The 12624-nt window shown below is 68.9% G+C and carries 8 protein-coding genes; 5 read left to right on the top strand and 3 right to left on the bottom strand.

Translation table 11 applies throughout. The features are described from left to right. Position 1: 1 nt before the first annotated feature. Entirely contained in the window at positions 2-4060 is a 4059-nt protein-coding gene (locus SK803_RS03540; RefSeq protein WP_319964266.1) for a type I polyketide synthase, read from the top strand. 10 nt (positions 4061-4070) lie between these two features. Beyond that, complete coding sequence (locus SK803_RS03545; RefSeq protein WP_319964267.1) at positions 4071-4412, top strand: EthD family reductase; 342 nt, start codon at positions 4071-4073, stop codon at positions 4410-4412. Here the strand turns inward: SK803_RS03545 and SK803_RS03550 are convergent. From SK803_RS03550 to SK803_RS03560, 3 genes are all read right to left on the bottom strand, one after another. Then, complete coding sequence (locus SK803_RS03550) at positions 4360-6837, bottom strand: helix-turn-helix transcriptional regulator (RefSeq protein WP_319964268.1); 2478 nt, start codon at positions 6835-6837, stop codon at positions 4360-4362. The two genes, SK803_RS03545 and SK803_RS03550, sit on opposite strands and share 53 nt — an antisense overlap. 146 nt (positions 6838-6983) lie before the next feature. Beyond that, positions 6984-7481, bottom strand: coding sequence for a GtrA family protein (locus tag SK803_RS03555; RefSeq protein WP_406601476.1), 498 nt, complete (start codon positions 7479-7481; stop codon positions 6984-6986). A 74-nt stretch (positions 7482-7555) separates the two neighbouring features. After that, positions 7556-8467 (bottom strand): helix-turn-helix transcriptional regulator, encoded by a 912-nt coding sequence (locus tag SK803_RS03560; protein ID WP_319964269.1) that lies wholly within the window; start codon positions 8465-8467, stop codon positions 7556-7558. A 70-nt stretch (positions 8468-8537) separates the two neighbouring features. Here SK803_RS03560 and SK803_RS03565 point away from each other — a divergent pair, with 70 nt between their 5' ends. From SK803_RS03565 to SK803_RS03575, 3 genes are all read left to right on the top strand, one after another. Next, positions 8538-9200: a class I SAM-dependent methyltransferase gene (locus SK803_RS03565; RefSeq protein WP_319964270.1), complete on the top strand. Its 663-nt coding sequence runs from the start codon at positions 8538-8540 to the stop codon at positions 9198-9200. Between the two features lie 123 nt (positions 9201-9323). After that, positions 9324-11297 carry a WD40 repeat domain-containing serine/threonine protein kinase gene (locus SK803_RS03570; protein ID WP_319964271.1) on the top strand — a complete coding sequence of 658 codons (1974 nt, stop codon included), beginning with the start codon at positions 9324-9326 and terminating at the stop codon, positions 11295-11297. 295 nt (positions 11298-11592) lie between these two features. Further along, positions 11593-12567, top strand: a complete 975-nt coding sequence (locus tag SK803_RS03575) for a hypothetical protein (protein WP_319964272.1) — start codon at positions 11593-11595, stop codon at positions 12565-12567. Positions 12568-12624 lie beyond the last annotated feature (57 nt).

Consider the following 12624-nt stretch of genomic DNA (forward strand, 5'->3'; position numbering starts at 1 on the left):
CGTGGATCAGGTCGTCAAGGCGTTGCGGGTCGCGGTCAAAGAGAACCGGCGGTTGCGGAGCGAGAACGACGAACTGCTGGCACGGCTGGACGAGCCTGTCGCGATCGTCGGGATGGCGTGCCGGTATCCCGGTGGGGTGCGGTCGCCGGAGGAGCTGTGGCGGCTGGTCGCGGACGGGGTGGACGCGATCGGTCCGTTCCCGGCGGACCGCGGGTGGGATCTGGAGGCGTTGTACTCGCCCGATGCTGCGGTGCGTGGGACCTGTTACCCGCGGTCGGGCGGGTTCTTGTACGACGCGGCGGAGTTCGACGCCGGGTTCTTCGGGATCTCGCCGCGAGAGGCGCTGGCGATCGATCCGCAGCAACGGTTGCTGCTGGAGACGTCGTGGGAGGCGTTCGAGGACGCGGGGGTCGACCCGTTGTCGTTGCGGCGCAGCAGGACCGGGGTGTTCGCCGGGGTGATGTACAACGACTACGGGTCGCGGTTGTCGGGCCGGATTCCTGCGTGGGCGGAGGGGCATCTGGGGACGGGGAGCGCGGGGAGTGTCGCGTCGGGGCGCGTTGCTTACACGTTCGGGTTCGAGGGGCCCGCGGTGACCGTCGACACGGCTTGCTCGTCGTCGCTGGTGGCGCTGCACCTGGCGGCGCAGTCGTTGCGAGCCGGGGAGTGTTCGCTGGCTTTGGCCGGCGGGGTGGCGCTGATGGCGAGTCCGGCGGTGTTCGTGGAGTTCAGCCGGCAGCGCGGGTTGTCGGCCGATGGGCGGTGCAAGGCTTTCGCTGCTGCGGCTGACGGCACGGCGTGGTCCGAGGGTGTCGGGGTGTTGTTGCTGGAGCGGCTTTCTGATGCCCGGCGGAACGGGCATGAGGTTTTGGCTGTTCTGCGGGGGTCGGCGGTCAACTCGGACGGGGCTTCGAACGGGTTGACGGCGCCGAACGGGCCTTCGCAGCAGCGGGTGATCCGGCAGGCGTTGGCGCGGGCAAGGCTGGAACCGTCCGATGTGGACGCGGTGGAGGCGCACGGCACCGGGACGGTGCTTGGTGACCCGATTGAGGCGCAGGCGTTGCTGGCGACGTACGGGCAGAGGCCGGATCCGGTGTGGCTGGGGTCCTTGAAGTCGAACATCGGGCACGCGCAGGCGGCGGCGGGTGTCGGTGGCGTGATCAAGATGGTGATGGCGATGCGGCACGGGGTGTTGCCGATGACGCTGCATGTGGATGAGCCGACTCCGCACGTGGATTGGTCGGTGGGGGCAGTTGAGCTGCTCACGTCGGTGCGGCCGTGGCCGTCGCGGGGGCGTGCGCGCAGGTCTGCGGTGTCGTCGTTCGGGGTGTCGGGGACGAACGCGCACGTGATCTTGGAGGGTGGGGACGGCCCGGAATTGTCAGACCTGGTTGAGATGATTGGAGTGGGGACCCGATCCCCCCAGGGGGCCTGCGAGGCTGAATCGATTCCGGGAACCAGGCGGGCAAGGGCGAGTGGCGGCACGGCGGGGCAGGTGCCGTTGGTGGTGTCTGCGAGGAGCGTCAAGGCGTTGCGGGCGCGGATCGAGCAGATCAAGGGTTTCCTCGAGCAACGCCCTGAGGTTGAGCCGGACGATGTGGCGTTCTCACTGGTCACCACCAGGGCCATGTTGGAGCACCGGGCCGTTGTGCTGGGTGACCAGGTGGTCGAGGGTGTCGCGGACGCCGAGGGCGAGATCTGCTTCGTGTTCCCAGGGCAGGGAGCGCAGTGGGTCGGCATGGCGGAAGGGCTGATCGCGGCTCAGCCGGCGTTCGCGGAGCGGATGCGGGAGTGTGCGCGGGCCCTGGAGCCGGAGGTCGAGTGGGACCTGTTCGAGGTGCTGGGGGATGCGGCGGCGCTGGAGCGGGTTGACGTCGTGCAGCCGGCGTTGTGGGCGGTGATGGTGTCGTTGGCGCATTTGTGGCGGGTGAACGGGGTTGAGCCGCGGGCGGTCGTTGGGCATTCGCAGGGGGAGATCGCTGCCGCGGTGGTGGCGGGGGCGCTGTCCGTTGAGGACGGGGCGAAGGTGGTGGCGCGGCGCAGCAGGTTGATCGCGCGGAGGCTTGCGGGTAAGGGCGGCGGCATGGTCGTGGTGCGGGAGCTGCCCAAGGATTCGCGGTTGTCGGTGGCGGCGATCAACGGGCCGACGTCGATTGTGCTGTCGGGTGACCTGGAAGCGCTCGAAGACGTTGAAGGTCGGCGGATCCCGGTTGATTACGCGTCGCACTCGCCGCAGGTTGAGGGACTGCGCAGCGAACTGATCAAGGCACTGGAAGGCATCAGGCCTGGACGGGCGGAGATCGAGTTCTTCTCGACGGTGGATGAGAAGTGGGTGGACACGACCGAACTCAACGCCGAGTACTGGTACCGGAACCTGAGACAGACGGTGTTGTTCGAGTCGGCTGTCCGGACGCTCGCGGACCACGGGCACCGCAGGTTCATCGAGATCAGCCCGCACCCGGTGCTGACGGTCGCGGTCGAGGAGACGGTGGAGGGAGCCGCTGTCTCTGGGACGCTGCATCGGGACGATGGTGGGCCGGAGCGGTTCGTGAGGGCGCTCGCGGAGGCGTTCGTGGGTGGGGTGGAGGTTGGCTGGGCGGCGATGTTTCCCGGAGCGCGCAAGGTCAAGCTGCCTACCTACCCGTTCCAGCGGCGTCGCTACTGGCTCGACGCGAACGACACGGCTGAGCCGGTGGCGGAGGAAGTCCAGGACCTGTTCGAGCTGGTGTGCGTGACGACGAAAGCCGTGCTCAGGCTTGAGAATGATGAGTTCGACGCCGGGAAGTCGTTCAGGGACATGGGGTTCGACTCGCTGCTGTCGGTGGAGCTGCGCAACCGGCTGGCCAGGGCGACCGGGCTTCGGCTGCCGGCCACCATCGTGTTCGACCAGCCCAGTCCCGCCGCGTTGGCTGCGTTCCTCAACGGCGAAAGCACGATCAAGAAGACCGACTTCACCAAGGAAGTCGCGCTGGCTGATGACATTCGGCCGGCCGTCAAGGCGACCGGCAAGCTTGAAGAGATCTTCCTGACTGGCGCGACGGGTTTCCTCGGAGCGTTCTTGCTGCGGGACCTCCTTGACCGCACGACAGCGCGGGTGCACTGCCTCATCAGGGCCGGAGATGCTACAGAAGCGTTGGCGCGCTTGAAGAAGAACCTGGACTGGTACGGGTTGGCGGTTGATCTGGGCAGGGTCGAGGTCGTCAGAGGAGATCTCGCCGAGCCGGCACTCGGGCTCGGCGAAGAACGGTTCGACGAACTGGCGCGCACCATCGACGTCGTCTACCACGCGGGCTCGCAGGTCAACTGGCTGTATCCGTACCAGGATCTCAAGGCGGCCAACGTCAAAGGCACGGAAGAGGTGCTGCGCCTGGCCGCGCGACATCGTGCGGTGCCGGTGCACTACGTGTCGACCACCGGTGTGTTCGCGCAGCCTGGAGGTCCGAAGGCGACCGCGGCCGAGACCGGGCCGGCGGAGGAGCTGCCGACCGGGTATCAGCAGAGCAAGTGGGTCGCCGAGCAGCTGGTGCGAGAAGCACAACGGCGCGGCCTGCCTGTCACGGTGTTCCGGCCGGACACGGTGTGCGGCAGCCAGGACAACGGTGCGTGCCAGACCAACGACTTCATCTGGCGCAGTCTCCAGGGTTGCTTGCAGGCGAAGGCCGTTCCCGCGGAAGCGAAGGCCCTGTTCACGATCGCGCCGGTCGACTACGTCAGCACGGCCATCGTCGGTCTGTCCCAACAGTCCGGCAACGCGACGTACCACCTGTACAACGCGAAACCCGTGAGCCTCGGCCAACTGGTCAAGCGGCTGCGACACCACGGCCATCACCTCGACGAAGTGCCGAGGGAGCAGTGGGCGGACAGGATCCGCAGCGATCCCGGCAACGCCGCGAACCCGTTGCTGGACGTGTTCACCGACCGCACGCGGTCGGAAGAACTGCCCATCACCTACGACGTCGAAGGCACCGGCAAAGCCGGTTTCCCGTGCCCGGAGATCACCGACGAGCTGCTGGACACCTACATCCGGTTCTTCGAGCAGACCGGCTATTTCCCACGTTGAAGGGAACACCATGTACGTATTCACCTGCCTGTACCACCACCCGGCCGACCCGGAGGCGTTCGACGAGCACTTCTTCGGCGTGCACACGCCGCTGGCCCGCAAGGTCGTCGAGCTCGGGCTGCGCGGTGCCACCGCCACGAAACTCGGCCCGAACCCGGACGGCACGCCGCCGCCGTTCTACGTCAAGGTGGACATCACGGCGGACTCCGCCGAGGCGTTGCTGGCCGCGATGAGCACACCGGAGGGGCAGGCCGCGCAGGCCGACATGGCGAACTTCGCCGACGCCGGGTTCGTGCTGTTCAGCGGCGAGGTCGTGGACGAGATCCCGCCGGGAGTTCGCTTCGGTGCTTGATCTCCAGCTTCCGGTAGACGCGCGTGAGGTGTTGCTCGACGGTGCTCGTCGTGACGAACAGCTTGCGCGCGATCTCCCGGTTGGTGTGGCCGTCGGCGGCGAGCGCGGCTACCCGGCGCTGGGCCTCGGTCAGTTCCTCCACCAGTTCGGCCGCGTCCGGCACGTCGGCGGGGAGCAACGGGCGGGCGTCGCACTCGTGGGCTACGTGCCAGGCGCGCCGGGCGATCATCCGGGCGCGCGGGTGGTGGCCGAGTGCGGCGCTCAGGTCGGCCAGGGCGTGCGCGAGGCCGACTCTGTCACCGCGTTCGTCGAGGATCTCGGCGGACTCCGCGAGCATGCGCGCCATCAGCGCGGGTTCGCTCACGGACGCCAGCACGCGCAACGCGAAGCCGCTCGTGCGTGATCGCCTGCTGGCCGACGCCAGCTGGTCGACCAGCAGGTGCCGGGCGCGGTCGGGGCGGCCCTGGCCGAGCAACGCCCGCGCGGCCTGCACCCGCCACGGCACGACACCGGGGTGGTCCTGGCCCCACGCGCGCATCAGGTCGCCGCACGCCCGGAAGTCGGCGAGCGCGGCTTCGTGCCAGTCGGTGGCCAGGTGGTACTCGCCGCGCGCATGGAGGTAGTGCAGCCCGAACCGGCTCTGGAGCGCCGCTTCCGGGACGGGCTGGGCGACGTGCTCGGCGGCTTCGACGTATCGGCCGGCCCTGGTGCACGCGAGGATCAGGCAGCTCAACGGTCCCACGACGGCGGTGCCCCAGGCGTGCGGTGGCAGGAGCCGGAACGCCACCCTGGCCAACCGCCGTGCGGCCCGCAGATCACCCTGGCGCAGCGCGATTTCCGCCCGCAGGCTGCAGAACATCGCTTGCCACGCCAAGTGATCGCCGCACCGCTCCAGCAGCGTGTCGCACCACGCCGTCGCGGTGTCTAGATGATCGCTGTAGATGAGCGTCTGCAACGCGAAGACCGCGGCCCACGGCATGTCCCCGGTGAGCTGCACACGCCGCAGGAACCTCTCGGCGCGACTGGCAGCGGACTCGTCACCACGGAGGAGCATGGTGAGCGGCGAGTCGGGGTGGTGCCGCCACCGGGCCAGCGACGGGTACGCGGAAGCCAGCCACAGCTCGACGTCCGGGTCGTCCCGCACCAGATCGAGCGCCTCGCCGGTGCGGCCGTGCCACAGCAGCTGGCTGACCACCATGACGATCTCGGCTTGATCGAGGTGCCCGGCCCGCATCGCCTCTCGCAAAGCGGTCAGGTGGCGAGCTGCCGCGAGCGGGTTCGACCGGAACTCCAGCCGGGCGAGTTCCGCGGTGATCGCCGCCGTCTCCACCGGGTCCACAGAGGACTTCCTCGCGAGTTCGAGGCAGCGCAGAGCGAACTCTGCCGGGCTGTTCCGCGCAGCGGCCCGCAGCACCGGGACGACCCACTCGTGCCGGCGCGGCGGGCCTTCGAGCAGGTGCCAGGCCACGACGTCGGCGGCCTCTCCCCGGTCGTGCAGCATGCGTGCCGCGCGGGCGTGCAGGCTGCCGCGCTCGGCCGGGGTGGTGTCGGCAAGCACGGTGTCCCGCGTGCCGGCGTGCCGAAACCTGCCGCCGTCCACCAGACCTGCCGTGGTCAGTACTTGTACGGCGTGCGTGACCGCGTGGGTGTCGACCCCGATCAGGCTGCTGATCGCCGTGGGCGACGCGAACTCGCCGAGCACCGCGATCGCCCGCGCGGTGTGCCGGACGAGCGGGCCGCCCCGGTGCAGGCAGCGCAGCACGGCCTGAGGGAGGTCGTCGTCCGCCACGGCGCGCACCAGCAACGGATTGCCGCGGGTCAGCGCGTGAATCCGCCCGGCTTCGCGCTCGCCGAGCCACGCGGCGACACCACGTTCGGTCAAGGGCTTCAGGACCACCGAGGTGCATTGCGGCAGACGGAGCAGCTCGACCCGGAACGACGACCGCGGTTGCGGGGACTCGGTGAGCAGGAACAGCACCCGCGCCGACCGCAGCCGCCTGGCGAGCGACAGCAGGCAGTTCAGCGACGCCTGGTCGGCGAGGTCGACGTCGTCGATGCCGATCACCAGCGGCACCCGTTCGGTGAGTTCCAGCAGACCGAGGCACAGCACGTGCAGCGCGGGGCCGAGCAGGGCGGTCCGGTAGAGCACCGCCCCCACGAACCGGTGGCCGAGCGCGGAAACGGCCTTGTCGTGCAGGATCTGGCTGATCACCCCGAACCGCAGCCCGCGCTCGGCCCACGACCCGACCGCGCTGACGAAAGCCGCTCCAGCGAAGGCCACGCGCTCGCCGAACTCCTGCAGCAACGCGGTCTTGCCGCTGCCGAGCGCGCCGCTGACCAGTGCGATTCGACCCCGGCCCGCCAGGCAGTCGGCGAACAGCAGGTCGAGTCGAGCGAGCTGTTCTTCCCGTTCCACCAGTCGCATCAGCCGGTCCTCCAGGCATCGCGCACCGCCGGGTGGGCTACGCCGTTGACGGAGAATGACTGGTTCTGAACCTAAAGTGACGACCTTGAGCTGTCACGCCATGGCATTGATTTGGCACTGATTGCCGGGTTGCCAGGCTGACGAAATCAGTGCTCCCTGGTGTCGCGGAAGATGACCCAGCGCATCACGCTGTACATGAAGGCGGCCTCGCAGGCACCGGCGACGACGCGGGAGAGCAGGTACTGGAGGCCGATCTCGGTCAGCGCGCTGCCGACGCCGAGGATGAACGCCAGGTAGTTGATCAGGATCGCCACCGCGTACAGGCCTGCCTGCGGTCCGACCGGTGCGTGCGAGCGGAAGTTGAGCGCGCGGTTGAGGACGAAGCTCAGCCCGAACGCCAGCACGTAGGCGATCGTGAAGGCGATCGGCACCGGCAGGCCGAGGCCGCCGCGGAAGAACGCGAGCAGCAGCAGGTCGATGCCGAACGTGCAGCCGTTGATCAGCGCGAAGCCGAGGAAGCTGGGAGCGACGACCTTGGCGAGACCGAACGGCAGCCGCCGGACGACGACCTCCATCAGGTCGTGGAACCTCGTCCCGAGGTCTTTTTCGCTGGTGTTCAAGATGGTCTGCTCCCCGCCGGTCATGGCACGACAGTGCCACGACCGCGCACGCCGAATCCGACGAAACGCCCACGGCTCGCCAGGCCGTTCGCAGGAGTTCAGCCGCCATTCACCCTTCGCCACGACGTCGGGCTCATCCCGTGCAGCTTGCCGAACGTCCTGGCGAAGTAGCCGGCGTCCGGGAACCCAACCTGCCGCCCGATGTCACTGATCGTCAGCTCGGTCACGGACAACAGCCGCCGCGCCTGGACCATCCGGCGTTCGGTGATCCACTCCTGCACGGTGCGGCCGGTGCGCTTGCGGACCGTCGAGGTCAGGTGGCCGGGGGAGATGCGGACGGCCTCCGCGACCTCGCGCAGTGACAGCGGTTCCGGGTAACGCCGCTCGATCACGTCGAACACCTCGGCCAGCAACGGTTCCGCGTTCTCGCGCAGGTCACCGACCACGTCCGCGGCCAGCCTCGACACCCCGACCAGCAGCAGCACCAGATGGGCGGACACGGCTTCCCGGTAGCCCTCGCGGCGGTGCGTCAGTTCGTCGTTCAGCGCCTCGATGCGGGCGATCCACTCGCTGCGGTCCGGCGGCGGCACCTTGAGCCGCAACGCACCGATCGCGCCGCCGCGGACGAACGGGAACAGCAGCGGGTGGGTGCGCCACGCCATGTGCGCGCCGGGGATGTCCGTGCCGAGCACGTCGGCGGTGAAGAACACGCCCCAGCCCTGCGCGCCGACGAGGTCGTCGCGGTGGGCCTGGCCCATCACGTCGCCGGGCGCGATGACGAACAGGTCGCCGGCCTCGACGTGCCGGACCTGTTTGCCGGTCCGCACGATGCCGCCGTCGCCGGAGAAGAAGGCGAGGCCGGGGAAGTCGTGCGAGTGCGCCTCGTGGGCGCCGTTGATGTCGGCGTCGTGGCCCAGCGTCATGACCGCCACGGAGAGCTCGCCGGGCACCGGCTGCCACGTGTAGGTCGCCGGTTCGTCCGCGCGCAGGGCTGATCGTCGGGTCCGCACCGTCAAATCATCCCACTCAAACCGTGGATCGGCACAGAAACCGTGGTGGCTGCCCAGTCAGAATGGACGTATGGCCGAAACATCGTCCCAGGAACGGGACTACCTGCCCGGAATGGGCAAGCACTACCTGATGCCGCTGTACGACGTGATGCACTCGGTGTCCGGTCTCGCTCGCGTGCACGACCAGATGATCACGCTGGCCGGGCTGCGGGACGGTCAGCGCGTGCTCGACGTCGGGTGCGGAACGGGGAATCTCCTGCGCGCGACCGGAAAACGGCACCGCGACGTGGAGCTGACCGGGGTGGATCCCGATCTGAAGATGCTGGCCAGGGCCGAGCGCAAGATCAGGCGGGCGGGACTGACCGCACAGCTGGATCGCGGGTTCGCGCAGGAACTGGCCTTCCCGGACGGGTCGTTCGACGTGGTGTTCTCCAGCCTGATGCTGCACCACCTGGAGACCTCGGCGAAGGACGAGATGCTCGCCGAGGTGCGCCGCGTGCTGCGACCGGACGGCGTGCTGGTGCTGGCCGACGCCGTCCTGCACGACCACGGTCATGGCCACGGCAGGAGGAAACGCGGAGCGAGCGGGGACCTGCACATCCATCTGCGGGACAACGTGGGGGATGCGGTGGCGAAGCGGATCGCGGCGGCAGGGTTCACCGTGGAGCCCACCCGTGCGCGGAAGCTGCGGATGTTCGGAGAGGTCGGCATCGAGGTCGCGAGAGTCCACTAGCGACAGGTCCATTGCCGACCGATTGAGAACACACAATGTTTCTTTGCTACCAACAGTTCCGGTAATTCTCGAACTTGAGGGATACGCGCGAATGGGAGCGTGTTCCCATCTAAGCTGCGCGCCGTGACAGATGCGACAGGAAGTCTGGTGGCGCAGCGCTACCGGCTGATCCAGGTGATCGGCACCGGCGGGATGGGCCGGGTCTGGCTCGGCCGGGACGAGGTCATCGGCCGTGAGGTGGCCGTCAAGGAGCTGCTGCTGCCCGCCGGTCTCGACCCGCAGCAGCGGGCGTTGCTGTGCCAGCGCGCCATGCGTGAGGCGCAGCTCGCGGGCCACCTCAACCACCCCGGCATCGTCACCGTGCACGACGTCGTCGAGTGCAACGGCGCGCCGATGATCGTGATGGAGTTCGTGCGGGGCGGTTCGCTGTCCGACGCCATCAAGGTCCAGGGCGCGCTGCCCGTCGACCAGGTCGCCTACGTCGCCACGTCGATGCTGGGTGCGTTGCGGGCGGCGCACCAGGCCGGCATCGTGCACCGGGATCTCAAGCCCGCCAACGTGTTGCTGTCCGGCGACCGGGTCGTGATCACCGACTTCGGCATCGCGCGGCTCACCGGCGACGTGCCGCTGACCACCGACGGCTCGATCGTCGGCACCCCGGCGTACATGGCGCCCGAGCAGGGCACCGGCGCGTCGATCACCCCGGCGACCGACATGTGGTCGCTCGGCGCCACCCTGTACGCCGCCGTGGAGGGCCGGCCCCCGTACCAGGGCCAGGACTTCATGACGACGCTGTCGATGCTGCTGACCCAGGAACCACCGCCCCCGGTGCGCGCCGGGCACCTCTCGTCGTTGCTGGGCGCGTTGCTGCGCAAGAACCCGGCCGAGCGCGCGTCGGTGGACCAGGCCCTCGCGCTGCTCTCCGGTGCCCCGATGGTCGTGCCGGTCCCGGTCAGATCCGGGCCCGGCAGACGCACGTTCCTGCTGGCCGGAGCCGGTGCGGTGGCGGCTCTCGGCGGCGGCGCCGCGTGGTGGATCGCCTCGAAGAACAACGACGGCGACGGCGCCCAACTGCCGTCCACGAACGACAACAAGCTCGCCTCCAACAAGGAGGGCGGCTCCGAGGAGTCGACGACCTCGTCGGTGGCGAAACCGGGGCTCCCGGAAGAGATCACCGAGCACATCCAGCTCTCCGACCACAAGGCGTCCGTCTCGTCGATCGCGTGGACCCCGGACGGCAAGATCCTCGTCAGCGCCGAGGACGGTCTCGGCCGCGGCGGCGCCGTCGTCCGCATCTGGGACGCCGCCGCGGGCAAGCTCATCGGCACGGTCCAGAACCCGGACGGGCCGGGCGGCGCCTCGGCGTGCGCGGTCGCGATCAGCCCCGACGGCAAGATCTTCGCGGCGGGCGGCAACCGGACCGGCGACAGCACCACGTACCTGTGGAACCTCGCCGACCGCACCCAGATCGGCGCGCTCGAGGACGCCAGGTCCATCATGAAGTGCCTGCGCTTCCACCCGGACGGCAAGACCATCGTCGGCCTGACCCACACCGGCGGCCTCAAGGTGTGGGACGTGGCCACCCGCAAGGTCAAGATCGGCCTGACCGAGGCGAACGGCAGCAGCGAACTCGCGTTCAGCCCGGACGGCAAGATGCTCGCCTACGCCGGCACGAAGTACCAGGAGATCAAGATCGTCGATCCGGCGACCGGCAAGACCGTCCAGACCATCAACGACTCGACCGGCGACGGCGTGGCGTTCTCCCCGGACGGCAAGACCCTCGCGGTTCCCGACGACGACGGCAAGAACAGCATGCAGCTCTGGGACGTGGCCTCGGGACAGAGCAAGGCCGTCTTCGACCGGACCGAGGGCGACGACATCATCACGAAGGCCCTGTACCACCCGGACGGCAAGACGATCGCCACCTGGGGACACGGCAACGCGGTGCAGTTGTGGGACGTGGCGTCGAAGTCCGTCCGTGCCACCGTGGTCGGCGCCGGTGCGCGGATCGAGACGGTGGCGTTCGACCCGAAGGGCGAGCGGATCGCCTGCGGTGGTGACGACAAGTCCGTCCGGATCTGGAAGCTGCCGCGCTAGGGACCTTCCAGCTCGGCCACGTCGATTCCGTTGCGGTCCAACGTGTCCGCGAACGCCTCGGGATTCTGGTGGTCAGCACCTCGGCCGGGATCTGGTGGGTGGTCAGAGGGTGGCCACCTTCTGGGCCCACGTCGTGATGGTGGCGGATCGCGCTGCTCACGCGGTTGCGGCCGCTTCGTCGGCGCGCCTGCGTTCCTTCATGAACGTCACCAGATCATCCATGATCTTGACCGTAACGGCTGTCCGCGGGAGGGCGATAGCGGTTCACCGGACCGGTGTCGGTGTGGAGGTCGTCATGCTTGCTCAACTGCGGCTGGCCAGCGAGATGCAGGAAGCCGAACGAGTGCTCGCCCGCGTGGTCGAGCTCGAGCAGACCACCACGGCCGAGCTTCGGAAGCGACTGCACGATCTGCTGGAGAAGCTGACCGCCGTCGCGCGGGACTGCGACCTGTGGGACCGGCTGGCGGACGCCGCGGCGGAACCGTTGCCGGTCGAACGGCTCAACGCGATGCTGGGATGGGCGACGGCCGACCTCGCTCCGATGCTGGAGGCGTTCGGGTATCGCGTTCCACCGCCGCCACCCGCCAGGGAGATGGTCGAAAGGACCGTCATCGCGTTGAAGGCGGTGCGAACGGACGACGATCAGCGGCGACGGGTCGAAGAGGCGCGACTGGACCTGATGACCTTCGGGATGCGGGTGCGCAACCAGGTCGAGCCGACATCGCTTTACGCCGGACCCGGCAAGGTGCGCGTGGTCGCGCGGCGCGTTTGTGCCCGTGCGCGGGAAATCGCTCCCGTGGTGATCGCGGTGGGTGTGGCAGGAGTTTTCGCCGAAGACGTCGTGAACGAGGTCGGCGTGTTCCTCAGCAAGAGCGGGGAGAAGCGGGTGGAGCTGGGCGTCCATCCCTTCGCCACGCTGGTCGCGGGCCTCGGGATGCGCTGGCGGATTGCCGACCGCGACGAGCACCTGGATCCGGTCACGCTGCATCTCACCGCGTTGTTCGCCGGTATCAACGGTTTGCGCGCGGGCGACCGCGGCGAGACGACGGATCCGCACGTCCACGCGGAAGCCCTGAAGCACCGTCTGTGGAAACAGGGGTGGGCCCAGTCGGCGCTCGATTCCGCTTTCGGAAGCCTGGACGCGGCCTTTGTCGAGCTGGAGCGGGTCGGCCAGGAGGGATGCGCTCGGGCGGTCGCGGGTCTGGAGGCCGCGGCCTGGGAACTGCACGACGCCCTGAGCCCTCCGTCCACTGTGGAGCGTTCCAGGTAGTGGGAAGCTCGCGAAACACTCCCGTCACACGCGCCTTGATCGGCTGAAACGGGGGCT

This window comes from Lentzea miocenica (assembly GCF_033949945.1).
Taxonomy (GTDB): Bacteria; Actinomycetota; Actinomycetes; order Mycobacteriales; family Pseudonocardiaceae; genus Lentzea; species Lentzea miocenica.